The sequence below is a fragment of the Paucibacter sp. B51 genome (assembly GCF_027863535.1).
GTDB lineage: Bacteria > Pseudomonadota > Gammaproteobacteria > Burkholderiales > Burkholderiaceae_C > Paucibacter_A > Paucibacter_A aquatilis.
Window position 1 is genome coordinate 3,774,817 of sequence record NZ_JAPIVN010000001.1, and the last position, 25,792, is coordinate 3,800,608.

16 protein-coding genes are annotated in these 25,792 nt (G+C 66.0%); 12 read left to right on the top strand and 4 right to left on the bottom strand.

The window, feature by feature from the left end; translation table 11 throughout:
* Nucleotides 1-100 precede the first annotated feature (100 nt).
* Complete coding sequence (locus OOB33_RS16130) at nucleotides 101-3,508, bottom strand: amidohydrolase family protein (RefSeq protein ID WP_271009411.1); 3,408 nt, start codon at nucleotides 3,506-3,508, stop codon at nucleotides 101-103.
* A 216-nt stretch (nucleotides 3,509-3,724) separates the two neighbouring features.
* Between OOB33_RS16130 and OOB33_RS16135 the strand changes: the two genes are divergently transcribed.
* Both OOB33_RS16135 and OOB33_RS16140 read left to right on the top strand, forming a co-directional pair.
* Nucleotides 3,725-4,381 (top strand): response regulator transcription factor, encoded by a 657-nt coding sequence (locus tag OOB33_RS16135; protein WP_102770362.1) that lies wholly within the window; start codon nucleotides 3,725-3,727, stop codon nucleotides 4,379-4,381.
* A complete protein-coding gene (locus OOB33_RS16140) occupies nucleotides 4,378-5,730 on the top strand; it encodes a sensor histidine kinase (protein ID WP_271009412.1) in 1,353 nt (450 codons plus the stop codon). The genes OOB33_RS16135 and OOB33_RS16140 overlap by 4 nt, the downstream gene beginning before the upstream one ends.
* 68 nt (nucleotides 5,731-5,798) lie before the next feature.
* On the opposite strand, the gene OOB33_RS16145 is transcribed toward OOB33_RS16140, so the two are convergent.
* The 3 genes from OOB33_RS16145 to OOB33_RS16155 all read right to left on the bottom strand — a co-directional run bounded on the left by OOB33_RS16145 (nucleotide 5,799) and on the right by OOB33_RS16155 (nucleotide 9,370).
* A complete protein-coding gene (locus tag OOB33_RS16145; RefSeq protein WP_271009413.1) occupies nucleotides 5,799-7,085 on the bottom strand; it encodes an ABC transporter substrate-binding protein in 1,287 nt (428 codons plus the stop codon).
* Nucleotides 7,086-7,202: 117 nt separating this feature from the next.
* Nucleotides 7,203-8,675 carry a sensor histidine kinase gene (locus tag OOB33_RS16150; protein ID WP_271009414.1) on the bottom strand — a complete coding sequence of 491 codons (1,473 nt, stop codon included), beginning with the start codon at nucleotides 8,673-8,675 and terminating at the stop codon, nucleotides 7,203-7,205.
* Nucleotides 8,672-9,370 (bottom strand): response regulator transcription factor, encoded by a 699-nt coding sequence (locus OOB33_RS16155; protein ID WP_102770463.1) that lies wholly within the window; start codon nucleotides 9,368-9,370, stop codon nucleotides 8,672-8,674. The genes OOB33_RS16150 and OOB33_RS16155 overlap by 4 nt, the downstream gene beginning before the upstream one ends.
* Nucleotides 9,371-9,538: 168 nt before the next feature.
* On the opposite strand from OOB33_RS16155, the gene OOB33_RS16160 reads away from it, so the two are divergent.
* From OOB33_RS16160 to OOB33_RS16205, 10 genes are all read left to right on the top strand, one after another.
* Nucleotides 9,539-12,325, top strand: coding sequence for a TonB-dependent receptor (locus OOB33_RS16160; protein ID WP_271009415.1), 2,787 nt, complete (start codon nucleotides 9,539-9,541; stop codon nucleotides 12,323-12,325).
* Nucleotides 12,326-12,492: 167 nt separating this feature from the next.
* The gene (locus tag OOB33_RS16165; protein WP_271009416.1) at nucleotides 12,493-15,063 is read left to right on the top strand and encodes a cellulase family glycosylhydrolase; all 2,571 of its coding nucleotides are present in this window, start codon (nucleotides 12,493-12,495) and stop codon (nucleotides 15,061-15,063) included.
* Between the two features lie 206 nt (nucleotides 15,064-15,269).
* The gene (locus tag OOB33_RS16170; protein ID WP_271009417.1) at nucleotides 15,270-17,708 is read left to right on the top strand and encodes a glycoside hydrolase family 3 protein; all 2,439 of its coding nucleotides are present in this window, start codon (nucleotides 15,270-15,272) and stop codon (nucleotides 17,706-17,708) included.
* A gap of 2 nt (nucleotides 17,709-17,710) precedes the next feature.
* Nucleotides 17,711-19,093, top strand: a complete 1,383-nt coding sequence (locus OOB33_RS16175) for a GH1 family beta-glucosidase (RefSeq protein WP_271009418.1) — start codon at nucleotides 17,711-17,713, stop codon at nucleotides 19,091-19,093.
* Between the two features lie 62 nt (nucleotides 19,094-19,155).
* Complete coding sequence (locus OOB33_RS16180; RefSeq protein ID WP_271010068.1) at nucleotides 19,156-20,367, top strand: ABC transporter substrate-binding protein; 1,212 nt, start codon at nucleotides 19,156-19,158, stop codon at nucleotides 20,365-20,367.
* Between the two features lie 14 nt (nucleotides 20,368-20,381).
* Entirely contained in the window at nucleotides 20,382-21,293 is a 912-nt protein-coding gene (locus OOB33_RS16185) for a carbohydrate ABC transporter permease (protein WP_271009419.1), read from the top strand.
* Nucleotides 21,294-21,307: 14 nt separating this feature from the next.
* On the top strand, nucleotides 21,308-22,198 hold the full coding sequence (locus OOB33_RS16190) for a carbohydrate ABC transporter permease (protein WP_442953019.1): 891 nt from the start codon (nucleotides 21,308-21,310) through the stop codon (nucleotides 22,196-22,198).
* Nucleotides 22,199-22,209: 11 nt separating this feature from the next.
* The gene (locus OOB33_RS16195) at nucleotides 22,210-23,319 is read left to right on the top strand and encodes an ABC transporter ATP-binding protein (protein ID WP_271009420.1); all 1,110 of its coding nucleotides are present in this window, start codon (nucleotides 22,210-22,212) and stop codon (nucleotides 23,317-23,319) included.
* A gap of 25 nt (nucleotides 23,320-23,344) precedes the next feature.
* A complete protein-coding gene (locus OOB33_RS16200) occupies nucleotides 23,345-24,886 on the top strand; it encodes a tryptophan halogenase family protein (RefSeq protein ID WP_271009421.1) in 1,542 nt (513 codons plus the stop codon).
* Entirely contained in the window at nucleotides 24,883-25,737 is an 855-nt protein-coding gene (locus OOB33_RS16205) for an endonuclease/exonuclease/phosphatase family protein (protein ID WP_271009422.1), read from the top strand. The genes OOB33_RS16200 and OOB33_RS16205 overlap by 4 nt, the downstream gene beginning before the upstream one ends.
* Nucleotides 25,738-25,792 lie beyond the last annotated feature (55 nt).

Here is a 25,792-nt window from a genome sequence, read left to right on the forward strand (position 1 = left end):
CAGGAGCGGCGTCGCTGAGGAGTTCAGTGTAAGTTCTTTGGCGAACGAAAACAAGAATTCAGTACGGAGCTGAATTTCCTCTCTCGCCACCCTCTGATCTTCAGTCCTCCTCGCCGCCGTGACCGTGGCCATGGCTGTGTGCCTCGACCGGCATGCTGCGGCCGTCGGCGCCGTCGAAGAAGAAGGGCTTGCGGGCCTTTTGGCGCGGCAGCACCTCGTTCATGCTGCCGACCTCGAAGACCCGGCCGTTCTGCATCACATGGCTGATGCGGTCGCTCTGACGGATGTCTTTGAGCACATCGCCGTCGATGATGACCAGATCCGCCAGCTTGCCCACCTCGAGCGAGCCCAGGTCCTTGTCCAGGCCCAGGTAATGCGCCGGGTTGGCGGTGGCGGTGCGGATGGCCTCCAGCGGGGTCATGCCGCCCAGGCCGAACATCCACATCTCCCAATGGGCGCCCAGGCCTTCGCGCTGGCCGTGGGCGCCGATATTGGCCTTGACACCACCGCGCTGCAGCTCGGTGGCGGTGCGGGCGACGCGGATGACGTTGAAGTCTTCCTCGGGCGCGGTCTCACGGCGCACGCTGCGTGACTCCAGCACGGCGCGCGGCACGTACTTGCTCAGCAGCGGGTGCTTCCAGACCTCTGTGCGCGCGTACCAGTAATGCTCACCGTCCAGGCCGCCGTAGGCCACGTTGAGCGTGGGCGTGTAGCCGACCTGCGTCTGCGTCCAGAGCTGCTTGACGTCATCATAGACCTCGGCCACCGGCAGGGCGTGTTCGATGCCGGTGTGGCCGTCGACGATCATGCTCATGTTCAGCTGGAACAGCGAGCCGCCTTCGGGCACCACCATCATGCCGGTCTGGCGTGCGGCCTCGATCACCTGCTGGCGTTGCTCGCGGCGCGGCTGCTGGTAGCTCTTGACGCTGATGGCGCCCGCCGCCTTCTGGCGCTTGAGGTGAACCAGCGCATCGTCCAGGTTGTTGACCGGAGCATTGATGCTGCCCTTGGCGCCGTAGAGGATGGAGCCGGTCGAGTAGATGCGCGGGCCGGTCACCAGGCCGGCGCGCTGCATTTCGGCTTGCGTGAAGATGTCGCCGTTGCGGTTGGACGGGTCATGGATGGTGGTCAGTCCAAAGGCCAGCGAGGCGTAGTTGATCCAGCTTTGCTGGGGGATGATCTCGCTCTCACCCATGCCGCCGTGCCAGTGGGCATCGATCAGGCCGGGGATGATGGTCTTGCCGCGTGCGTCCAGGCGCTTGGCGTCGGCCGGGATCTGCACCTGATCGGCCCGGCCGATGGCGGCGATTCGGTTGCCCTGCACCACGATCACGCCGTCCTCGATCACCTCATCACCCTTCATGGTGGCGATGCGGGCGCCGCTGATGGCGATGCGGCCGGCGGGCTTGTCGCTGACCTGGCTGAAGCCGATCTTGCGGCCGGCCTGCTGCACCGTTTCGGGCTTGAAGGCGCTGGCCACCGGTTTGCCGTCCGCATCCACGGCCGCGGGAGGGAAGGCCTCGGCCAGGCGGGCGCTGAAGAGCTCGTCACCATGGCTGAACCAGAGCTGCTGGCTGTCGCCGCTCCACTGCATGTTCTCGCCGGCGACCACGTCGAACTGGCGCACCGGCAGCGCGTCCATCTTGGGGCCCACGGTGATGGTCTTGCCGGCCTGCGGCAGCGGCGTCACATAGGCATGGCTGCGCTCGACAAAGCCCAGCCACTGACCATCGGGCGAGAGGCTGTATTGGCTGACGTACTCGCTGCGCGCGACCTCGGTTTCACTGCGGTCCTTGAGCTCGATGCGCCAGAGCGAGCGGCGCGAATCGACCTCGCTGCTCATGCTGGAGCGGCTCACATACACCGCGTCATTGCGGGCGCCGAACTGCGGGCTGTCGCCGTCCTTGCTGATGCGCTGCGGCTCGCTACGTCCATCCGCCGCGGCGATGTAGACGCCGTTCTCCAGGCCATGCCAGGGCGTGGTCAGGTAGCCGCCTCTGGCCTTGACGTAGGCGATCTGCCGGCCATCAGGCGAGAAGCGCGGCGAAAGGTATTTGCCGGGCGCCTTGGTGATCACGGTCTCGCGGCCGCTGGCCAGGTCCAGCTTGCGCACGCTGCCGAGCTTGTCGTCGTTCCAGCTCACATAGACCAGCTCGTGGCCGTCGCGCGAGAAGCTGGGGAAGAACTCGAAAGCCTCGCCTTGCTGCTGGGTCAGGCGGCGCGGCGCGGCGTCCGAGCGCAGGTCCTTGAGGTAGATGTGGCCCAGAGCCGAGTAGACGACCGACTTGCCATCGGGCGAGGTGTTGACCCAGCGCAGCTGCTTGACGGCGAACTGATCGGGCGCCACCTCCTGCGGCGTGCGCAAGGCCTCGCGCACCTCGCGCTGGTCTTTCACATGGAAGGGGATCTCGGCGGCCGCGCTCTTGAAGGGGTCGACGCGCCAGAGCTTGCCCTGGGCCCAGACGACGATCTGTTTGGCGTCCGGCGTCCAGGCAAAAGCCGGGTAGACGCCGTTGATGGACCAGCTTTCCTGCAGATCACGCTCTAGCTGTCCCCAGGCGGCGAACTCGCGGCCGCTGCTCAGGTCCTTGAGGAAGAGCGTGCTCTGGTTGCGCACGCGGCGCACAAAGGCCAGGTACTTGCCATCGGGCGAGGGGGTGGGGCGGATGGCGCCGCCGGCGCCTTGCACAAAGGCCTCGACCGTGCCGTCGCTGAGGTCCTGGCGGAAGATCTTGAAGATCTCGCCGTTGGAGTTTTTGTTGTACTCGAAGCTGCGGCCCGGCGTGGTGTCTTGCGAGTAGTAGAGGTATTTGCCGTCGGGCGAAAGCGCGGGCTCGCCCAGGTCTTTCTGCCAGTTGGGCTTCTCATTCAGCTGCACGCCCTTGTTGCCGGCCGCGGCGCCATCCACATGGAAGAGCCAGATCTCGCCCGAGCCGGCCGAGCGGGTGCCGGTGTAGTGCTTGCGCGCGGCGATGTACTTGCCGTTGGGGTGCCAGACCGGGTTGTTGAGCAGGCGATAGTCTTCCTTGGTCACGGCGCGGGCGCCGCTGCCGTCGGCATTCATCACCCAGATGTTGTCGCCGCCGCCGGCGTCGCTCTGGAAGGCGATCTGGCGGCCATCGGGTGAGAAGCGGGCTTGCTGCTCCCAGGCGATGGAATGGGTCAGGGGCTTGGCCTCGCCGCCCGCGATGGGCAGCAGGTAGAGGTCACCAAGCAGGTCGAAGACCAGCTGCTTGCCGTCGGGGCTCACGTCCACACTCATCCAGGTGCCGCTGCGGGTGTCGATCTGCACCTGGCGGCCGGTGCCGGGCGGCTGGTTGACGTTCCAGGTTTTCTTTTCGGCAGGTTTATCGGCAACTTTCTCGGCGGCCGGGGCGGTTTGGGCGATGCCGCTGTGCACAGCGCCCAGCAGGGCGGCGGCCAGGGCGCAGGCGCGCAGGGCGGAGGGGCAGGTCTTGCCCGCGGTGGCGGGGCTCAGAAACAAAGGTGTGGCAGTGCTTGTGCTCATGGGATGACTTGGGTGAAGTGCCGGGCGAGGATAGCGACAGCCGCCTCCTGCAGCCATGAGCAATTGCCCTCTGCGGCGGGCTCCTTCGCGTCAGTTGGGCGCTGCTCGCGCAAGTGCCTGAGCGGCGCCACGGCTCATGGCCGTGGTGCCCATCTGAAGCTGAGCTGAAGTGGGGCGCTCTCCACAGTGCTACCGTTGCAGCAGGAGGTAAGGCGCATGCGTCTGATGCTGCTTGAAGATGACGACACCTTGGGCGAGGGTTTGAGCGAGTTCCTGCGCCTGGAGGGCCATCTGGTGGATTGGTTCCAGAGCCTGCGCGACGCGCAACTGGTGATCAGCGAACCCTACGACCTGCTGCTGGTCGATTGGCAACTGCCCGATGGATCCGGGGTTGACTGGATCCGCCAGCTGCGCGCGCGCGGCCTCGGGCTGCCCATCGTCGTGCTCACGGCCAAGGACCGGCTCAGCGAGCGCATCCAGGGACTGGACAGCGGCGCCGATGATTACCTGGTCAAGCCATTTCAACCGGAAGAGCTGGCAGCGCGCATCCGCGCCCTGCAGCGGCGTTCGCTGTCGCAAGGTGCACAGCGTCGGCGCCTGTCCGCGGAGGTGGACATGGATCTGGCCGCCAAATGCGTGTACCGCGGCGACCAACGCGTGGACCTGACCGCACGGGAATGGACGCTGCTGGAGGCTTTGGTGAATCGCGCGGGCCGTGTGGTGTCCAAATCCGATCTGGAGGCCTTGACCCAAGGCTTCGAGGGCGAGGCAGCCAGCAATGTGGTCGAAGTACATGTCTTCAATCTGCGGCGCAAGCTGGGGCGTGCGTTGATCGAGACCGTGCGCGGCCTCGGCTATCGGGTCAGCCCATGACGACGAACACGCTGCCAAGCTTGCGGGCCGAACTCTCGCGCAGCCTGTGGTGGATCAGCGCCGCCTGGCTGCTGACCGTGCTGCTGAGCGTGGTGTGGGTGGTGCGTCACGAGGCCGAGGAGTTGATGGACGAGGCTTTGCGCGAATCTTCGGAGCTGATCTATGGTCTGCTGAAGCAGGGCGTCCGCCTGCCCGACGAGCTGCAGGGTCAGGTCTTGCCTGCGCCGCCGCACAAGGAGCATCTGGTCTGGCAACTGCTGGACAGCCGCTCTGCCCAGGTGCTGCGCCGCTCCCATACGGCGCCGGCGCGCGCCTTGTTGATGCCAACGCGCCGCGGCCTTTTTGATGCGCCGGGCGGTTGGCGGCTTTATGCCATACCCATGTCGGACGGCCGCAGCACCTTGCTGGTGGCCCAGACCCGGGCCGAGCGCCTGGAATCGCGTTACGGCGCGCTCCTCGCACTATTGGCTGCGGCCTTGGCGGTCAGTGCGTTCTGGGCGGCACTGCTGAGCCGGCGCGTGCGGGCCACCTTGCAGCCGCTGGCGGCCTTGGGCACGCAGATCCAGGCTTACGACCCTATGCGCGCCGAGACCGATCTGCCTCCAGCCAGCCGGGCGGAGCTGCTGCCGGTGCGCAGCGCCATCCATGAGCTGGGCCAGCGTCTGGCCTTACGGGTTCGCCATGAGCAGGCCTTTGCCGCACATGCTGCACATGCCTTGCGCACCCCGCTGGCCGGCATGGACGCACAACTGTCCTTGGCTCAGCGTGAGGCCGACGAAGCCTCGCGGCCCCGCATCCTGCGCGCTCGGGCCGCGGCCGAACGGCTCAAGCGCGTGGTTTCGTCCCTGCTGCTGATGTTCCGCAGCGGGGCGGAGCTGGATGTGCAGGACCTGAGTCTGGGTGATCTGGCCGACCTGGCTCAGCGTTTGCCCCTGGATCAGCTGCAACTGCATGTCCAGGCTCCGGCGGACCGAACAGTTCCAGTGCGTGCCGATCCCAATCTGCTCAGCGCTGCCTTGGCCAATCTGCTGGACAACGCCCTGCGTCACGGTGCCGAGCAGGCCTGGCTGAGCCTGCAACTGGAGGCGGACGGCATGGTCCGCTTGCGCCTGCGTGACGACGGTCCGGGCGTGGATGCGGATCGCCTGGCCCAGTTGCAAGCCGGCCTGAATCAACCTGAAGACGCGGCTGCGGTCGGCCTGGGCCTGCGCCTGGCCCAGTTGGTGGCGCAAGCGCACGGCGGCTGCTTGAGCCTGGAGATCCCGGCTGCGACGGGCGGCCCCGGGCCCCGCGGTTTCGCGGTATGCCTGCAATGGCCGTCCAGAGGCCCGGGATCGCGCGCCGGCTAGCCGCGATCCAGGACTGGGAACCCGCGGGAAGCTCACGCAGCCCATGGCTTGTCCCGCAGCGCTGGCGCCTATTGCCTGCGGCTGGCTTCGACCATGCGCTTCATCGCCTCGGCCGTGCTCATTTTGTCGCTGTTCCAGAACTGGCTGACCACGTCCTTGAGCGCCCACTCGATGGACGAGGGCGCAGCCATGCCGTTGGCGATCGAGGGCAGCAGCGAGGCCTGCTTGGCGGCGGTGCTGAACTCTTGCGCCGAGGCCTTGGCGCAGTCGTCGAAGCGGTCCATCTTCATGCCCAAGCGCACTGGGATGCTGCCCTTGCTGAGGTTGAAGGCCTCCTGGAACTCAGGCGACATGACGGCGCTGGCCAGGTCTTTCTGCGCCGCGCTGTTGGCCGGGTTCTTGAGCTTGAACATGGCGAAGGAATCCACCACAAAGATGAAGCTCTTGGCCGTGCCGGGCGCTGGCGCGCAGATGAAGCCTTTGCCCGGCAGGCTGCCGGCGGCGAGGAACTCGCCCTTGGCCCAATCGCCCATCAGCTGCATGGCCGCCTCGCCCTTGATCACCATGGCTGTGGCCAGGTTCCAATCCCGCCCCGGGGCATTGCGGTCGGTGAAGGGTTTGATGCGTTTGTAGGTGCTGAGCACCTTGTCCATGGTCGGACTGTTCAGCGCGCTGGCCTCGCGCAGCACAAAGGCCTGGCGGTAGAACTCGGCGCCGCCCACGCCCAGGGTCACGGTCTCCAGCAGGGTCAGGTCTTGCCAGCTCTGCCCGCCATGGGCCAGGGCGATCACGCCGGCCTTCTTCAGGGTTTCGGCGGCGGCAAAGAACTCGTCCCAGCTGCTGGGTACCTTGGCGCCCACGCGGGCAAACACTGCCGGATTGACCCAGAGCCAGTTGACCCGGTGCACATTGACCGGCACGGCGATGTAGTCGCCCCGGTACTTCATTTGGTCGCTGACGACCTGGGGCAGCAGCTCGTCCCAGCGTTCGGCCCGGGCCACTTCGTTGATGCTGGTCAGCACGCCCTCGCGGGCCCAGGCCTGCAGGGAGGGGCCCTTGATCTGGGCGGCGGCCGGCGCATTGCCCGACACCACGCGCGAGCGCAGCACGGTGATGGCCGAGTCGCCGCCGCTGCCTGCGACGGCAAAGTCCTTCCAGCTGTGGCCCTTGGCCTGCATGCTGGCCTTGAGCGCCTGGGCCGCCCGCGCCTCGCCGCCGCTGGTCCACCAGTGCAGCACCTCGATCTCGCCGGCGCGGGCAGCCGGCAAAGCCGTGGCCAGCGTCAGCAGCAGGGCGCCCAGCAGTCGCGAACGACTCACGGCCAGCCGCTGCGCGCGGGCGGGATTCAGTTTCATTGGCGGGTCCCCATCCGGGGCCGAGTGCTGCGGCATGCAGTCCGCGAGCCCTGGCCTCCATTAATTATTAACACGGCATTAACATTTTGCCTTCAAGGCAAGGTCTCGGTCAGCGGGCTATCCCTGAACCGCTGCCGGCAGAGTGACGCGCACCAGGGCGCCGAAGGGGGCTTGCGCCTGCACTGGCCGCAAGCACACGCGGCCGGCATGGCGCTCGACGATCTCGCGCACGATGGCCAGGCCCAGGCCGCAGCCGGTGCCGTCGTGCGTGGCGCGCACAAAGCGCTCGAACACATGCTCGCATTCGCTCTCGGGCAGGCCGGGGCCGTTGTCTTCGACCTCGACGATGGCCTGGCCGTTGCTGAGCTCCACCCGCACGGTGACGCTGGCGCCGCGGCCGGCATAGCGGATGGCGTTGTCGATCAGATTGAACAGGGCCTCGCGCAAGAGCGACTCGAAACCGCGCACCGGGCAGCGGCTGCAGGACTCGGCCGCCTCGAAGCCGAGGTCGATGCCGGCGGCGAGCGCGCGCGGCACCATCTCGGTGGTCAGCTCGCGCGCCAGCTGGCGCAGGTCCAGGGTACTGCGCGCCTGCTGGCTGGCCGATTCGGGCTCGGCCCGCGCCAGGCTCAAGAGCTGGTTGACCAGATGGGCGCTGCGCGTGGCGCTGCTGTGCACCAGCTGCAGGCGGGCCCTCAGGGCGGGGTCCTGCGCGTCCAGCAGGGCCAGCTCGGTCTGGCTCTTGAGGCCGGCCAGGGGCGTGCGCAGCTGGTGGGCGGCGTCGCTGATGAAGCGCTTTTGCGCCACCACATTGTGGTTGACCTCGACCAGCAAGCTGTTCATGGCCAGGGCCAGAGAGCGCACCTCGGGTGGTGCGTCGGTGATCTTGATCGGCGTCAGGTCATTGGCCGCCCGGCCCTCGACCTGGCTTTGCAGCACGGCCAGCGGCCGCAGCCCGGTGCGCACGCCGGCCCAGACGATCATGGTCATCAAGGCCATCAGGGCCGACAGGGGCAGCACGGTGTCGAGCAGGATTTGCCGGGCCAGGGCTTCGCGGTTGGTGCTGGAGCGGGCCACCTGGACCAGCATGCTTTGGCCCGGCGAATCGGGTGTGCCGTAGCGCAGCAGCAGGGCGGCCACGCGCAGGCGCTGCGGCTCGCTGCTGGCCGCAGCGCCGCTGGCGACGGCCTCCGGCGCTGCTGCAGCGTCATTCGCCGCCAGCTTGCCGTTGTAGAAAAACGGTTCGCCGTAGACCGGTTTGGCGCCGCGGGGCAGGGGCGGAAGATTGCGGTTGCCCAGGATGAACTGGCCCGGCGGCATGCTGACGGTGTAGAGCACGCGGTCGCTGGGATCGGCCTCCAGAATGTCTTGCGCTGCGCGCGGAAAATCGATGAACAGGCCGTTGTCCAGGGGCTTGACCTGGCGCGCCAGCGTGCGCGAGGTTTGCGAGAGGCTGGCGTCGATGGTGGCGTTGGCGTAATGCTCGGCCAGCTTGTAGGTGAACAGCGCCGCTGCCAGCCACAGCACCACCTGCGGCATCAAGAGCCAGACAAAGAGCTGCCGGTGCAGGGAGCGCGCGCTGGTGCTCATGGCGTGGCGGGTGCGCCGCCGGCACTGCTTTCTGCCTCCAGCAAATAACCGAGACCCCGCACGGTGCGGATCTGCAGGCCCGAGCCTTCCAGTTTGCGACGCAGGCGGTGGATGTAGACCTCGACGGAATTGCCGCCACCGTTCTCGCCCCGGTCTTGCGCCCAGGCGGCCACGATCTGCTCCTTGGTGACCACGCGGTCACGCTCCTGCAGCAGCAGGTCCAGCAGCAGCCATTCACGCGGGCTCAGCTCCAGGGCTTCGCCTTGCACGCTGGCGCGCCGCGCGGCGCGGTCAAAGCTCAGCTGTGCCAGGTCTTGCCCCGCGGCCGCCACCGGCCGCCCCCGGCGCAGCAGGGCATGGAGCCGCGCCTGCAGTTCCGGGAAATCAAAGGGCTTGGTCAGGTAATCGTCGGCGCCGGCGTTCAGGCCGGAGACGCGGTCGTCCAGGCTGTCCAGCGCGGTCAGCACCAACACCGGCAGGCCGCGGCGCGCCGCGCGCAGGCGCTTGAGCACGGTCAGGCCGTCGACCATGGGCAGGCCCAGGTCGAGGATGGCGATGTCAAACGGGTTCTTGAGCAGGAGGTACTCGGCCACGGCGCCATTGGGCGCATGTTCGACCTCGAAGCCGCTGCGCCGCAGTTGCACGGTCAGGGCATCGGCCAGGATGGCATCGTCTTCAGCAAGCAGAAGGTTCATGGTGGCAGCCTGTGCGGATTTCATCCATCCGCGGGTTAATACGGAATTAATAAAACATTAATTTCGTTAAGAATTCGTTTGAGTTTCAGCGATTCATAACAGGGCAGTGTAATGTCCGATCGCTGCAGCGGATGCCTTGCTCAAGGTCTTCACAGGAGACAAACCGACATGAAGAATTCCCCGCAGTTCAGCTCAGCGTGCCTGCCCGGTGCCGCTTGGCAGATTCGTCCCGTCGCCGCCGCCTGCGCCAGCCTGCTGTTTGCAGCCCAGGCGGCCCAAGCTCAGCTGGCCCCGCCAGCCGCTCCGGCCTCGGCGCCCGCCCAAGCCCAGCCCACGGCCGATGGCCGCCAGCAGCTGGAGGCGGTGGTCGTCAGCGGCATCCGTCGCGGCATCGAAGCCTCGGTGGCCTCCAAGCGCAACTCCGATTCCATCGTCGAGGTGATCTCGGCCGAGGACATTGGCAAGCTGCCCGATGTGAGCATCGCCGACTCGCTCTCGCGCCTGCCGGGCCTGACCGCCCAACGCGTCGACGGCCGCGCTCAAGGCATCCAGGTGCGTGGTCTGGCGGGCAACTATGCCGGCACCTTGCTCAACGGTCGCGAGATGGTCAGCACCAGCGACAACCGCGGTGTGGAGTTCGACCAGTTCCCGTCCGAACTGCTGAGCGCCGTCAAGGTTTACAAGACGCCCGACGCCAGCTTGGTGGGCCAGGGCCTGGCCGGAACCATCGACATGCAGACGGTGCGCCCGCTCAACTTCGGCAGCCGCCAGCTGGTGCTCAGCGGCCGCGCCGAGAACAACTCCAATGGCCAGGTCACGCCTGGGCCGGGCGCCAATGGCAAGCGCCTGAGCGCTTCCTACATCGATCAGTTTGCCGACCGCACTATCGGCCTGGCCGTGGGCTTCGCCCACCTCGATTCACCGGGGCAGGAAACGCACTACAAATCCTGGTGGTGGGCCGATACCGGCCCTTGGGGCGACCAGGTGCCTGGCGTGCCCAAGGGCGTGGCCACGCTCAACGGTTTTGAAGACACGGTGACGGCCTCCAAGCAGGTGCGAAATGGCCTGATGGCGGCGCTCGAGTACAAGCCGAATGACCGATTCCACAGCGTGCTCGATCTGTACTACAGCAAGTTCGAACAGCGCCGCAACTACCGCGCCCTGATGTCGAATCTCGGCGCCACCTGGAATGCGGCCACCGAGCCGGTCTACTCCAATGTCAAGGTCGGCGAGGTCAATGGCGACCAGTTCGTGACCCAGGCCACCATCGGCAATCTGAAGCCGGTGCATTTGAGCCAGTACAACACCCGCGACGATGACATCGCTGCCCTTGGCTGGAACAACAAGTGGAAGCTGGGCGACAACTGGGTGGCCGTGGCCGATCTCAGCTACTCGCGCGCCAAGCGCCAGGAACAGTTCATGGAGTTGAGCGCCGGCGCTCCCGGCACCACCTCACTGGACATCAATGTGCAGACCGGCAGCGGCATCTCCCAGGTCACCACGCAATTCAACTATGCCGACCCGAACAAGCTGCTGCTCAGCGACCCGGGCGGGTGGGGGCGCGATGGCCGCAGCAATTACCCAATGTCCAAGGACGAGATCAAGGCCCTGCGCCTCTCGGCCAAGCGCGAGCTGACGGGTGTCTTCAGCAGCATGGAGCTGGGCCTGAACCTGAATGAGCGGGTCAAGAACGTGGACATGGTCGAGTATCAGCTCAACCTGAAGAACAACCGCGCGCCGATTGCCGTGCCGGCCAGCTTTCTGCTGGGCAACAGCTCCCTGGGATTCGGTGGCATTCCGGCCATCCTGTCCTATGACGTGATGGGCGTGAAGGATGCGCTCTACACCCAGACCGAGATCGGCGCCGATCAGACATTTGCCCGCCACTACGGTGTGTCCGAGAAGGTCAACACCGCCTATGTTCAAGGCAATATCGACACCAGCTTGTTTGGTCACCCGCTGCGCGGAAATCTGGGTCTGCAGTATGTGCGCACCCAGCAGGAGTCCAATGGCTTTGTCTGGGACGGCAGCAAGGCCGTGCCCATCACCGGTGGCACGAGCTACGGCCAATGGCTGCCCAGCCTGAACCTGGTGTCGGAGTTGCCGGCCAACACCATTGTTCGTTTTGGCCTGGCACGCTCCAACGCCCGCCCGCGCATGAATGACATGCGTGCCGGCTTCACCGGCGTGGGCGTGGACGCGACCACCAAGACCTGGAACGGCAGCGGCGGCAACCCGACCCTCAAGCCCTGGCTGGCCGATTCGGTGGATCTGGCTTTCGAGAAGTACATCGGCAAGCGCAGCTATCTGTCCTACGCCATCTTCCACAAACACTTGCTGAACTTCATCGGCTCGGGCACGGTGCAGTACGACTTCACCGGCTTCCCCAACACCGGCAAGCCGCCCGTGGTGCCGATCAGCAACATCGGCAACCTGACCACCTTGCAGAACGGCAATGGCGGCATGGTGGCCGGCTATGAGGTGGCTGCCTCGCTGGAAGCGGCCATGCTGACGCCAGCCCTCGACGGCTTCGGCGTGGTGCTGAGCTACTCCAACACCCGCAGCAATCTGAACGACGACGGCTTCAAGAACGGCATCGATGGGCTGTCCGGCGTGGTGCGCAGCATGACGGGCTACTACGAGAAGAACGGCTTCTCGTTCCGTGTCAGCCAGCGCTATCGCTCGGACTACAGCGCCAAGACGCGCGGCATCTTCTACTCCGAGGCGATCAGCAATATCAACTCGGAAAAGGTGACTGATATGCAGATCGGCTACAGCTTCGAGACCGGCAGCTTCAAGGGCTTGGGTCTGCTGCTGCAGGTCAACAACCTGACCGACGAGCCCTATCGCACCAGCGTCAGCGTCGGCAATGCCAAGAACCCGGACAACCTGATGCCCGAGCGCTACACGACCTACGGCCGCCAAATCTTGCTGGGCGCGAGCTACAAGTTCTGAGCGTTCTTTTGACAAGGCCCGGGCCTGTGCCGATCCCTTTTTGCGGCTCGGTCGGCTCGGTCGGCTTGCCGCCCGCCCTGGCCGGTGTGGCCCTGGACTCCGAGTCTCGACACCGTCGGGCGGTTGCAGGGTCGCCCGACGGCCTGTGAAGAAGCAATGGAAACCCCATGACACCGATCCTTCCTCGTCGTTCTGTCGCCGCAGTCCAGGGCGCCATTCCTGCTTTGTGCCTCATGGCGGTGCTGGCTTTGCCGGCCTGCGGTGGCGGCGCTTCGGGCGGCAGCCCGGTGACACCCGAGCCGAGCGTACCGGTCGAGGAGGGCCTCACCTTCCTGCGTGCCCAGGGCGCGCATTGGGTCAAGGCCAGTGGCACGCCGGTCGCCCTCAAGGGCACCAATCTGGGCAACTGGTTGGTTCAGGAGTTCTGGATGATGGAGCAGGGCGCCGCCGGTGTGGTGGACCAGTGCACGCTGGAGGCCAAGCTGAGTGAGCGTTTCGGCCGCGCCGAAAAGGAGCGCTTGATCGCGCTGTTTCGCGACAACTGGATGAAGGAACGCGACTGGGATCAGCTCAAGGCCTTTGGCTTCAACCTCGTGCGCCTGCCGATTCTCTGGAGCGTGATCGAGGACGAGGCCCAGCCCAAGACTCTGCGCGCCGATGCCTGGAAGTACCTGGATGGGGCGATTGCCGAGGCCAAGAAGCGCGGCATTTATGTGATCCTCGATCTGCACGGCGCCGTGGGTGGGCAGACGCCCAATGACCACACCGGTTGTTCGGGCCAGAACAAGTACTGGAGCAGCAGCGAGTACCAAGACCGGACGAAATGGCTCTGGGAGCAGATCGCCACCCGCTACAAGGACGAGCCGGTGGTGGCCGCCTATGACCCGCTCAACGAGCCCTGGGGCTCGACGCCCGAGGACATGGCCGCACGTGTCACCGAGCTCTACCAATCCATCCGCAAGGTCGACAGCAAGCACATCGTCATGCTGCCCAGTCACTACGGCAATATCGAGGTCTACGGCGACCCGGCGGCCAAGGGCATGAGCAATGTGGCCTTCGAGCTGCACCCCTATCCCGGTCTCTTCGGAGACCGTCCCAACGATTCCGCCTACGACATCCACCGCGATTGGTTGCGCTGCGGCCCGCAAGGGCAGGGCGGCATCTGTGAGTGGAGCAAGAAGATCACGACGCTGAAAACGCCGCTGTTGATGGGGGAGTTCCAGCCCTGGCAGGGCGCAGGACTTGAACTGGGGGGCAAGCTGGGGCGTGCCACCTATGACAGCTATGCCGCCAAGGGCTTTGCCGCCACCAGTTGGTCCTACAAGATCGTCAGCGCTCAGGGCGGCCATGGCCGCGGCACCTGGGGCCTGGTGACCAATGCCGTGGACAGCAGCAAGGACAGTGGGCTGGGCCTGCTGGCCAAGGCCAGCAGCTGGGATTGCGCCGGCTGGAACAGCAGCCTGGCCAAGGCCTGCGCACGCAGCCCTGTGAGCATCAAGGTCGGCGGCAGCGGCGCCAAGACTTTTTACCTGGTCGTCAAGACCGGCGCGACCGGCAATGGCCGACCCGATGTCAGCTACGACAAGCTCAGCTTGGTGAACGAGGCCACGCAGACCGAAGTGTTGAGCAATGGAGGTTTCGGCAGCAGCCAAGGCTGGACCCCGCTCAAGATCAGCGGCAGCTTGAATCTGGATTTCAATGCCCGCGACGCAGGCCAGACCCCGACTGGCGGCGAGGGTGCCGTCTTGCGCGTCACTCGGCCGGCGGGCGTGAGCGGTGACATCAACGGTGCCATCGTTCAGGCGGTGACTCTGCAAGGCGGGCAAAGCTATCGATTCAGCGGCGTCTTCAAGGACAACGGCAGTGTCGAGACCTGGGCCGAGATCTACTTGCTGGCCCAGCCCCCGGTGGAGGGCAAGGATGTGCTCGAGCCCAGCCTGAAGCTGGACTTCAACACCGCCTCGCTGGCCGAGATCGAGACCTTGTTCAAGAGCTTTGGCAGCCAGGCCCTGGAGCCGCACCCTGGTTTGCTGCAGCAGCTCAAGGGCGCGGGCACCACGCTTTACACCTTGCCCGCACGTCCGACCGGGCTCAAGTTCAGCACCAGCGGTGCCGGCGTCAGTCTGAGCTGGGCGGCCAACACCGAGGCCGATCTCAGCGGCTACAAGGTCTATCGCAGCACCCAGCCGGGCGACAGCGCGAAGGCAGTGCTGCTGGCCGAAGGTTTGAAGACGCCGGCCTACCTCGACAGCACGGCCCAGCCTGGCCAGCGCTACTTCTACACCGTGACGGCGACCGACCTCGAGGACGAAAGCTACCGGAGCGACGAGCTGGGCACCAAGAGCGAGGCCGTGGCCTTGCCGGCGCGGATTGAGGCCGAGGATTACACGGCCATGTCCGGCATCCAGCTGGAAGACTGCAGTGATGCGGGCGGCGGCAAGAATGTGGGCCACTTCGAACCCGATCGTTTCATCGAGTTCAAGGTCTCGGTGGCCAGTGCGGCCAACTTTGTCATCGACTACCGCCTGGCATCGGCCAATGGCAGCAGCGGCTTCGAAGTCTGGCTGGGCGAGAGCAAGCTGGACAGCCTGGCGGTGCCCAACACCGGTGGCTGGCAGACCTGGAAGACCTACAGCAGCCCGGTGATCCGCATCCCGGCTGGCACGCACAGCCTGCGCATCAAGTCGGTCGGCAAGGAATGGAACATCAACTACATCGAGGTGAAGGCCGCGAACTGAGGGTAAGGCGCGATAGGGAGCTGCCGGGGTCTGCCCGGATACTCCAGTCGAGCACCTGAACGCGATCTTTGAGGGAACGAACCATGCATCCAGCTTCAGCTCCTGTCCGTCGGCATGTGCCCAGCCTCCTGGCTTGCGCAGCTGCCTTGCTCTGTTCCACCGGCCTGGTTGAGGCCGCGCCGCGTGTGCTGAAAGACTGGCCCGCCGTGAAAAGCTTGGTCGCCGCCGACCCGGCCATGGAGGCGCGCATCCGGGCCATCGTCGCCGGCATGAGCCTGGCGGAGAAGGTCGGGCAGATGACCCAGCCCGAGATCAAGTACATCACGCCCGAGGAGGCGGGCCGTCATCACATCGGCTCGGTGCTCAATGGCGGCGGTGCCTGGCCGGGCAACAAGCGCGAGGCTTCGGTCGCCGATTGGCTCGCCTTGTCCCAGGCCTACCACGAGGCCTTGATGTCCAGCGGCGCACGCACCCCCATCCCCATCATCTGGGGCACGGATGCCGTGCACGGCCATGGCAATGTGCGTGGCGCCACCTTGTTCCCGCACAACATCGGCCTCGGTGCCGCGGGTGACGCGGCCCTGGTGGAAGAGATCGGGGCGGCCACGGCGCGCGCGGTGCGCGCCACCGGCATCCAGTGGGTGTTCGCGCCCACCCTGGCCGTGGCCCAGGATGCGCGTTGGGGGCGCACCTACGAGAGCTTTTCCGCGGATCCGATGGTGGTGGCGCGCCTCGGTGCCGCTTCGGTGCGCGGTCTGCAAGGCCAGCTCGGCGACAGCAGTCGGGTCGTGGCCACCGCCAAGCATTTCATCGGCGACGGCAGCACCGAGTTCGGCCGCGACCAGGGCCACAGCCAGGTCAGCCGCGCGCAGATGATCAATGTGCACGGCCAGGGCTACTACGCCACCCTGGCCACCGGCGTGCAAACAGTCATGGCCTCCTTCCACAGCTGGACCGATGTGGGCGCCAAGCCAGCCAGCAAGGACTACGGAAAGATGCATGGCAGCCATGAGTTGCTGACCGTGGCCTTGAAAGAGAAGATGGGCTTTGACGGCCTGGTCGTGTCCGACTGGAACGGCATCAGCCAGGTGCCAGGCTGCCGCGACAGCAGCTGCCCGCAGGCCATCAAGGCCGGCATCGACATGGTGATGGTGCCCGAGGACTGGCGCGCCTTCATCCAGAACACCATCGCCCAGGTCGAGCGCGGTGAGATCCCGATGTCGCGCATCGACGATGCCGTGACGCGCATCCTGCGCGTCAAGATGCGCGCTGGCCTGTTCGAGACCTCGCCGCGCCAGAGCGCGGTGGCTGGCAAGCCCGAGGCCTTGCTGGCCCGAGACCTGGCCCGCCGTGCGGTGCGCCAGACCCTGGTGCTGCTGAAGAACGAGCGCGGCGCTCTGCCGCTGGCCCAGGGCAAGCGCATCCTGGTGGTGGGCAAGAGCGCCGACAACCTGGCCAACCAGGCCGGTGGCTGGAGCATGACCTGGCAGGGCACGGACACGCAGAACGCCGATTTCCCGGCCTCGCAGTCCATTCTGTCTGGAATTCGTGAAGTGGCCGGTGCCGCCACGCTGAGCTTCAGTGCCGATGGCTCCGGTGTGGACCCGAGCCAGTTCGATGCCGTGATCGCCGTCATCGGCGAGACGCCTTACGCCGAAGGGGTGGGCGACATTTCGCCCTCCAGCACCTTGCAGCACAGCCGCCGCTACCCGGAAGACCTGGCGGTGCTGCGCGCCGTCAGCGGCCGCGGTGTGCCAGTGATCAGCGTCTTCCTGAGCGGCCGCACGGTCTACGCGAATGACTTGCTCAACCTGTCCGATGCCTTCGTCGCCGCCTGGTTGCCGGGCAGCGAAGGTGCGGGCGTGGCCGATCTGCTGTTCAAGAACGCGGCCGGCCAGGTGGCCCATGACTTCCGTGCCAAGCTGCCTTTTGCCTGGCCCTCGGCGCCTTGCGTCAGCGCCAAGAGCCAGCCCCAGTTCAAGCCAGGCTATGGCCTCAGCTATGCCAAGCCGGGCACCGTGCGCCAACTGCCGGTCAGCGTTCGCAGCGGTGGTTGCGATGTGTCCAAAGAGCTGCTGATCTTCCGCCAGACGGGGCAGGGCCCCTACCAGATGCATGTCGGCAGCCCCAGCGGCGCCTGGCCCAACCGCGGCCTCGGTTCCGACCTCAATGCCGTGCTGGAAGCCCCGGCCGAACAGCCCGCCATCCGTGTCTCGACCACCCAGATCAACACCCAGCAAGATGCCAAGCGCCTGGTCTGGATGGGCCCGGCCACCTTCCACATCGGCTCCAACCAGCAAGCCGATCTGACCGTCTACCCCGCACCCGCTCTGGTGTTTGACCTGCTGCCGGAGCAGGCGCCGCAGCGCCCCGTGCGCCTGCGCATGGAATGCGGCCCGGGCTGTGGTGGCACGCTGGATCTGCAGCGCGTGATCAGCGCCTTGCCTACTGGGCAGCGCCACAGCCTGAAGATTCCGCTCGCCTGCTTCGCCGCCCAAGGTGCGGATCTGAGTCGCATCGGCGCGCCCTTCAGCCTGACGGCCGACGCCCCGTTTGCCGCCGCCTTCGCCCACATCCGCGTCCGTGCCGGCGCGGCCCAAGAGCCCGATGCTTTGAGCTGCAGCCAATTTTCTCCCGCTCCCTGATCATGAACTTCAAGACCGACCCCAGCCACAGCGGCGCCAATGTCCTGCGCCGCGACTTTCCCAGCGATTTCCGCTGGGGCTGCTCCACCTCCTCTTACCAGATCGAAGGCGCGGCGCAGGAAGACGGCCGTGGCGAATCCATCTGGGACCGTTTCTGCAGCGAACCCGGCCGCATCCGCGACGGCAGCAGCGGCGCCGTGGCCTGTGACCATTACCACCGCTGGCCCGAAGACCTGGACATGGCAAAGCAGCTGGGCGTGAATGCCTACCGCTTCTCCATCGCCTGGCCGCGCCTGCTGCCGCAAGGCCGCGGTGCCGTCAATGAAAAGGGTTTGGATTTCTATTCCCGCCTGGTCGACGGCATGCTGGAGCGCGGCCTGCAACCCTGGGCCACGCTCTACCACTGGGACCTGCCGCAGGCCCTGCAAGAGCAGGGCGGTTGGGCCAACCGGGCCACGGTCGATGCCTTTCTTGAGTACACGGAGCTGGTGACGCGCCGCTTGGGCGACCGGGTCAAGCACTGGATCACTCACAACGAGCCCTATTGCACCGCCTTCCTCGGCAACTTCGAAGGCAACCATGCGCCGGGCCTGAAGGACCACAAGACCGCCTTGCTGGTCTGCCACCACCTGCTGCTCTCGCATGGCCGCGCCGTGCCGCTGATCAAGCGCCTGGTGCCCGATGCGAACGTGGGCATCACCCTGAGCCTGCACCCGATCTCGCCGGCCAGCGACAGCGTCGAGGATGCCGCGGCCGCGATCCGCCACGATGGCCTGCGCAATCGCTGGTTCCTGGACCCGCTGCATGGCCGCGGCTACCCCGAGGATGTGCTGGCCTTGCTGGGGTCGGATGCACCGCAGCTGCTCAGCAATGACCTGCGCGAGATCGCCACGCCTACCGATTTCCTGGGCGTCAATTACTACTTCCCTGAGCGGATCGAAAACGCCCCGGGCGTGGCGCCCATCGCCACCCGTGTGGTCGAGACGCACGGCGTGGAGCGCACCGCCTTCGGTTGGGAGGTGGACCCGGAAGGCATGGTCACCCTGCTGACCCGCATCCAGCGCGACTACGCGCCCAATTGCGTCTATCTGACCGAGAACGGCTCGACCTTCGAGGACGAACTGCTGCCCGATGGCCGTGTCGAGGATGTGCAGCGCCGCAGCTATCTGCAACGCCATCTGGCAGCTGCCCAGCGCGCCATGGCGGCCGGCGTGCCGCTGAAGGGCTATTTCGCCTGGAGCCTGCTCGACAACTTCGAGTGGGCCGAGGGCTATCTGCGCCGCTTCGGCCTGGCCTACGTCGACTTTGAAACCCAGCAACGTACCCTGAAGGCCAGCGGCCAGTGGTATGCCCAGTTCCTGCAGCCTGGAGAGGCGGACCGATGAAACACGCGAACCATGTTTGGGGCAAGCTGGCCCTTTTGCTCGCCGCAACTGGCGCTGCTGCGATGGCTCAGGCGCAGACCAAACCGGCCGCCACGCCCGCTGCGGCACCGTTGAAGGCCGAAGTCATCCACTGGTGGACCTCGGGTGGCGAGTCGGCCGCCGTCAAGGCCCTGGCCGATGCCTACAGCGCCGCGGGCGGTGCCTGGAAGGACACGGCCGTGGCCCTGGGCGAGCAGGCGCGCTCGGTGGCCATCAACCGAATCGTTGGTGGCAACCCGCCGACGGCGGCCCAGTTCAACACCTCCAAGCAGTTCCTCGATGTGGTGGATCAGGGGCTCTTGAATCATGTGGATGAAGCGGCCGCCGCCGGCAAGTGGGAGCAGGTGCTGCCCGAGACCGTGCTCAAGGTCATCAAGGTCAAGGGCCACTTCTACGCCGCGCCGGTCAACATCCACATGCCGGCCTGGATCTGGACCTCCAAGGCCGCCTTCAAGAAGGCCGGCATCACGGCCGAGCCCAAGACCATGGACGAGCTCTTTGCCGCGCTCGACAAGCTCAAGGCCGCCGGCCTGATCGGCCTGGCCCATGGCGGCCAGCCCTGGCAGGACAACACGGTGTTTGCCGCCGTGCTGAGCAATGTTGGCGGCCGCGAGCTCTACCTCAAGGTCATGCGCGACCGCGACCCCAAGGCCATCATGTCGCCCGAGTTCAAGAACGTGCTGCTGAGCTTCAAGCGCTTGCAGAGCTATGTGGACAAGGGCTCGCCGGGCCGCAACTGGAACGACGCCACCGCCTTGCTGATCAATGGCAAGGCCGGCGTGCAGTTCATGGGCGACTGGGCCAAGGGCGAGTTCGCCCTGGCCAAGCAGGAGGCCGGGCGCGACTACGGCTGCATTGCCGGCTTCGGCCCCAACTCGCCCTACATCATCCAGGGCGATGTCTTGGTCTTCCCCAAGACCAACCAGCCCGAGGCCATCAAGGCCCAGAAGCTGCTGGCCACCGTGGCCACCACGCCGGCCACGCAGATTGCCTTCAGCATCAAGAAGGGCTCCATCCCGGCGCGCAGCGATGTCGATGCCAGCCAGCTCGACATCTGCGGCCAGCAGGGCGTGGCCATCATGAAAGACAAGTCGCGCCACCTGGGCAATGGCGAGGTCTACCTGACGCCGGATCAGAACGGTGCCATGCAGGACATCGTGACCGCCTACTGGAACCGCAACATCCCGGTTGAGAAGGTGCAAAAAGACCTGATCGCTGCCCTCAACAACAACTGAGGGCACAGGCGCTGATGTCTCGCAAGAATCGTTCTTCGAATCGAAGCTCTCGGCTCCGTGGGCTGACGCCCTGGGCCGCCCTGCTGCCCATGGCGCTGACCGTGCTGCTGGGCTATCTGGGCGCGGTGCTCTGGACGCTGCGTGTGTCCCTGAGCAGCTCGCGCACCTTTCCCAAGGACGACTTCGTTGGCCTGGCCCAGTTCGAGCGCTTGTTTGGCAACGAGCGCTGGCTGCTCTCGCTGGAGAACCTCGCGGTCTACGGCCTGCTCTTCATCGGTGCTTGCATGGTGATCGGCTTCTTGCTGGCCGTGTTCATCGACCAGAAGGTGCGCGGCGAGGGCCTCTTGCGCACCATCTTTCTCTACCCCTATGCCATGTCCTTTGTGGCCACCGGTCTGGTCTGGCAATGGGTGCTCAATCCCACCGACGGCATCCAGCAGGCGGTGCGGCAGATGGGCTTTGAGAACTTCACTTTCGACTGGATCATCGACCAGGACATGGTGATCTACACCGTGGTGATCGCCTCGGTCTGGCAGGCCTCGGGCCTGGTGATGGCGCTGCTGCTGGCTGGCTTGCGCGGCATTGATGAAGACATCTGGAAAGCCGCCCGCATCGATGGCATCAAGCCCTGGCGTGTTTACCTGTCCATCGTCCTGCCCATGCTCGGCGCTTCCTTCGCCACGGTCTTCGTGCTGCTGTTCACCGCGGCGGTCAAGGTGTTCGATGCGGTGGCGGCCATGACCCAGGGCGGCCCAGGCACAGCCAGCGATGTGCCAGCCAAGTTCATCATGGACCATCTGTTTGGGCGCGCCAATGTGGCCCTGGCCTCAGCCGGCGCCATCGTGCTGCTGCTGACCGTGTTGGCCCTGGTGGCGCCGTTTTTCTACGCCCGCAGCCGCAAGGCGCGGAAGGGGAAGGGCGCATGAGCCACTCTGCTGTCATGATGAAAACACAAGCCGAACGCCGCGCTCAAGCGCGCGGACGCTTCAATCCGGCCCGCTGGGGCATCTACGCCTTCCTGCTGACGGCGGCCCTGTTCTTCCTGGCCCCGCTCTACATCATGCTGGTCACCTCCTTCAAGACCATGGAGGAGATCCGCCTGGGCCAGCTCTTTGCGCTGCCCATGAATGCCACGCTCGAGCCCTGGCGCGCGGCCTGGAGCGAGGTCTGCACGGGGGTGTCCTGCGAAGGCATCAGCGCCGGGTTCTGGAACTCGGTCGCCATCGTCGTGCCCAGCACCATCCTGCCGGTGCTGATCGGCGCGCTCAACGGCTATGCGCTGAGTTTCTGGCGGCCGCGCGGCGCCCATGTGCTGTTCGGCATCCTGATGCTGGGCGCCTTCATTCCCGTGCAGGTGATGATTTATCCGCTGGTCAAGGTGATGGCGGCCGTGGGCCTCTACAGCTCGCTTCCCGGCATCGTGGCCGTGCACTTGATCTTCAGCATGCCGGTGATGACCTTGCTGTTCCGCAACTACTACAGCGCCATCCCGCCGGAGCTGTTCAAGGCCGCACGCATCGACGGTGGCGGCTTCTGGCGCATCTTTGTGCAGCTGATGCTGCCCATGTCCACGCCCATCATCGTGGTGGCGGCCATCATGCAAGTGACCGGGGTCTGGAACGACTACATCCTCGGCCTGGTCTTCGCCGGCCGCGAGCATTTGCCGATGACGGTGCAGCTCAACAACGTGATCAACACCACCACGGGTGAGAGGCTCTACAACGTCAACATGGCGGCCACCATCCTCACCTCCATGGTGCCGCTGCTGGTCTATTTCGTCTCCGGACGCTGGTTTGTGCGCGGCATTGCGGCCGGTGCGGTCAAAGGTTGATTGAGAGAACAATGAGTACGACGACGAGCCCACAGCCCAAGAGTGGCGTCAGCATCCGCGATCTGTGCATCCGTTTTGACGGCCACGAGGTCATCAAGGGCCTGAACCTGGAAATCTATGAGGGCGAGTTCCTGGTCTTGCTCGGCCCCTCGGGCTGCGGCAAGTCCACCTTGCTGCACAGCATTGCCGGCCTGACTGATTTTGAGAGCATCGCCGAAGGCACCGTGGAGATTGCCGGGCAGGACATGACATTTGCCGACCCCAGCGAGCGCGGCATCGGTATGGTGTTCCAGTCCTATGCCCTCTACCCGACCATGACGGTGGAGAAGAACATGTCCTTCGGTCTGCGCGTGGCCGGCTGCCCCAAGGACGAGGTCCAGCGCCGGGTGCAGCGCGTGGCGGCCATGTTGCAGCTGGAGCCGCTGTTGCAGCGCAAGCCGGGCCAGCTCTCCGGCGGCCAGCGCCAGCGCGTGGCCATCGGCCGCGCCCTGGTGCGGGAGGCGGCGGTGTTGCTGTTTGACGAGCCCCTGTCCAACCTCGACGCCAAGCTGCGCGCCGAGCTGCGCCGCGAGCTCAAGCTGCTGCACAAGAAGCTGGGCTCCACCATGATTTACGTCACCCACGACCAGGTGGAGGCCATGACTCTGGCCAGCCGCATCGTGGTGATGAAGGGCGGCGTGATCCAGCAGATCGGCGCGCCGACCGAGGTTTACGAGCGGCCGGCCAATCTTTTTGTGGCCGGCTTCCTGGGCGCACCGGGCATGAATCTGGTGCCGGGTCAGCTCTCCGTGTCTGCGTCCGGCGAGGTGGGTTTGAGCGGCGCCCTGAGCGCCGATCTGGCTGCTTACCCCTTCCAGCAGCAGCCGCGCGACGGGCAGGCCGTGCTGCTGGGCATCCGCCCCGAGCATGTGCGCCTGGACCCGCAGGGCGCCTGGCGCGGCGTGGTCCATCTGATCGAGCCCATGGGCAACCATCAGGTGGTATGGATCCAGTGCGGTGCGCAGCTGCTGGCCGCCATCGTCGAAGACCATGTGCAGCTGCAGCCCGACCAGGCCCTGAGCTTCCAGCTCGACCTGGCGCGCGCCTCCCTGTTCGATCAGGCCAGCGAGCAGCGGCTCTGAGCCACCGCGCTGCTTGGGACGCACCATGAGCTTGCCCCCTGTGACCAGTTTGCCGCTCCTGCGCCGCATCGTCATCGCCGGCGGCGGCACCGCCGGTTGGATGAGCGCCGCCGCGCTGTCCACCTTGCTGCCGCCGGGCTACGAGATCCACCTGGTCGAATCGGAGGAAATCGGCACCATCGGGGTGGGCGAGGCCACCATTCCGAACATCAAGAACTTCAATGCCGCCCTGGGCCTCGATGAGAACGACTTCATCCGCGCCACCCAGGGCAGCTTCAAGATGGGCATCGAGTTCGTCAACTGGGGCCGGCTGGGTGAGCGCTACATCCATGGCTTTGGCAGCTTCGGCCAGGAGTTCGGCAGCGTTGGTTTTCACCACCAATGGCTGCGCCTGCGCCGCGAAGGCCTGGCTTCGGCCCTGGATGACTACTCCATCAACACCAGCGCGCCTCGCCAGGCCAAGTTCATGCGGGCCCGGCCCGAGATGGCCGGCTCGCCGCTGGCCGACATCGCCTACGCCTACCAGTTCGACGCCGGCCTCTACGCCGCGTATCTGCGCCGGCATGCCGAGCAGCGCGGCGCGCGCCGCAGCGAGGGCCGCATCGTCGAGGTGCTGCGCGCGGCCGAAGACGGCCGCATCCGCGCTCTGCGCCTGGACAGCGGCGAACAGATCGAGGGCGACTTTTTCCTCGACTGCACCGGCATGCGCGCCTTGCTGATGGGCCAGACCTTGGGGGTGGGCTTCGAGGACTGGTCACACTGGCTGCCCTGCGACCGCGCCTGGGCGGTGCCTTGTGAATCGGCCGGCCCCTTGCTGCCCATGACCCGGGCCACCGCACACAGCGCCGGCTGGCAGTGGCGCATCCCGCTGCAGCACCGCACCGGCAACGGCCATGTGTTTGCCAGCCGCTTCATGGACGAGGGCGAGGCGCGCGATCTGCTGATGCGTCATCTCGACGGCAAGCCCCTGGCTGAGGCTCGCTCCATTCGCTTCCAGCCCGGGCGGCGGCGCCAGGCCTGGCATCAGAACTGCCTGGCCGTGGGCCTGTCGGGTGGTTTCCTGGAGCCGCTGGAATCGACCAGCATCCACCTGATCCAGACCGCGCTGGCCCGGCTGATGAGCTTTTTCCCGCATGGCGGGCTCGACGCGGCCGACATCGCCGAATACAACCGCCAGACCCAGTTCGAATACGAACGCATCCGCGACTTCATCATCCTGCACTACAAGGTCACGGCGCGGGACGACTCGCCGTACTGGAATCACTGCCGCCAGATGGCCGTGCCCGAGACCTTGCAGCGCAAGATCGATCTGTTCTGCAGCAATGGCCGCATCGTGCGCGAGGCCGATGAGCTGTTCGCCGAGCTGAGCTGGCTGCAGGTGATGAATGGGCAGGGCCTGCAGCCGCGGGGCTACCACCCGCTGGCCGAGCAGACGCCCAAGGCCGAGGCGGTGGAGTTGCTCGATCACATCCGGCAGGTGATTGCGCGCTGCGTGCAGGTCATGCCCACGCAGGCCGCCTATATCGCTGAACATTGTCAGGCCCTCAGGCCAGGGAGCGGCACATGAGATGGATGTTGGCAGTCCTTGCCATGGCGGGCCTGCTGGCCTGCAATGTGAGGGCAGCGGCCGGCCCCAGCCCCAGCCCCAGCTTTCAGATCGCCACCTACAACCTGCGGCTGAATCTGGCCTCGGATGGGCCAAACGCCTGGCCTCTGCGGGCCGAGGCCGTCAAGGCCTTGATCCGGTATCACGAGTTCGATGTCTTCGGCACCCAGGAGGGCTTGCCCGAGCAGATCGACGAGCTGGCCCGCATGGAGGAGTTTGCCCATGTTGGCGTGGGCCGCGACGACGGTAAGCGTGCCGGTGAGCACTCGGCCATCTTCTTTCGCAAGGCGCGCTTCGAGGCGCTCAGCAGTGGTGACTTCTGGCTCAGCCAGACGCCGGACGTTCCGTCCAAAGGCTGGGACGCACGCTGCTGCAACCGTCTGGCCAGCTGGGTGCAGCTGCGCGACCGGGAAAGCCAGCGCCGCTTCTTCGTCTTCTCGGTGCACTTCGATCACGAGGGTGAAGTGGCCCGCAAGGAATCGGCCAAGCTCTTGCTGCACAAGGTCAAGGAGATTGCCGGCACAGCGCCGGTGATCTGCCTGGGCGACTTCAACTCGACCCCCGAGACCGAGCAGATCCAGCGCATGCAGGCGGCGCTGCGCGATGCCTACCGGGTCAGCCAGAGCCCGCCCTACGGCCCGGTCGGCACCTTCAACGCGTTCAAGATCGACGCGCCGATGACGGCCCGCATCGACTACCTCTTCCTCAGCCCCGGCATCACGGTGCTCAAGTACGGCGTGCTCAGCGATTCGCAGGCCGGCCGTTTCCCGTCTGACCACCATCCGGTGCTGCTGCGCGTGCGCCTGGACTGAATTGACGCCGGCACCCGATGCCATGCTTATCCCTTTTCGTTCTCTGACCCGACTC

What these genes read in the sequence shown, in the direction of transcription:
- OOB33_RS16185 (WP_271009419.1), top strand. Translation starts at nt 20,382, where the DNA reads ATGTCTCGCAAGAATCGTTCTTCGAATCGAAGCTCTCGGCTCCGTGGG.
- OOB33_RS16195 (WP_271009420.1), top strand. Translation starts at nt 22,210, where the DNA reads ATGAGTACGACGACGAGCCCACAGCCCAAGAGTGGCGTCAGCATCCGC.
- OOB33_RS16130 (WP_271009411.1), bottom strand. Translation starts at nt 3,508, where the DNA reads ATGAGCACAAGCACTGCCACACCTTTGTTTCTGAGCCCCGCCACCGCG.
- OOB33_RS16175 (WP_271009418.1), top strand. Translation starts at nt 17,711, where the DNA reads ATGAACTTCAAGACCGACCCCAGCCACAGCGGCGCCAATGTCCTGCGC.
- OOB33_RS16205 (WP_271009422.1), top strand. Translation starts at nt 24,883, where the DNA reads ATGAGATGGATGTTGGCAGTCCTTGCCATGGCGGGCCTGCTGGCCTGC.
- OOB33_RS16145 (WP_271009413.1), bottom strand. Translation starts at nt 7,085, where the DNA reads ATGAAACTGAATCCCGCCCGCGCGCAGCGGCTGGCCGTGAGTCGTTCG.
- OOB33_RS16180 (WP_271010068.1), top strand. Translation starts at nt 19,156, where the DNA reads ATGGCTCAGGCGCAGACCAAACCGGCCGCCACGCCCGCTGCGGCACCG.
- OOB33_RS16140 (WP_271009412.1), top strand. Translation starts at nt 4,378, where the DNA reads ATGACGACGAACACGCTGCCAAGCTTGCGGGCCGAACTCTCGCGCAGC.
- OOB33_RS16160 (WP_271009415.1), top strand. Translation starts at nt 9,539, where the DNA reads ATGAAGAATTCCCCGCAGTTCAGCTCAGCGTGCCTGCCCGGTGCCGCT.
- OOB33_RS16165 (WP_271009416.1), top strand. Translation starts at nt 12,493, where the DNA reads ATGACACCGATCCTTCCTCGTCGTTCTGTCGCCGCAGTCCAGGGCGCC.
- OOB33_RS16200 (WP_271009421.1), top strand. Translation starts at nt 23,345, where the DNA reads ATGAGCTTGCCCCCTGTGACCAGTTTGCCGCTCCTGCGCCGCATCGTC.
- OOB33_RS16190 (WP_442953019.1), top strand. Translation starts at nt 21,308, where the DNA reads ATGATGAAAACACAAGCCGAACGCCGCGCTCAAGCGCGCGGACGCTTC.
- OOB33_RS16135 (WP_102770362.1), top strand. Translation starts at nt 3,725, where the DNA reads ATGCGTCTGATGCTGCTTGAAGATGACGACACCTTGGGCGAGGGTTTG.
- OOB33_RS16155 (WP_102770463.1), bottom strand. Translation starts at nt 9,370, where the DNA reads ATGAACCTTCTGCTTGCTGAAGACGATGCCATCCTGGCCGATGCCCTG.
- OOB33_RS16150 (WP_271009414.1), bottom strand. Translation starts at nt 8,675, where the DNA reads ATGAGCACCAGCGCGCGCTCCCTGCACCGGCAGCTCTTTGTCTGGCTC.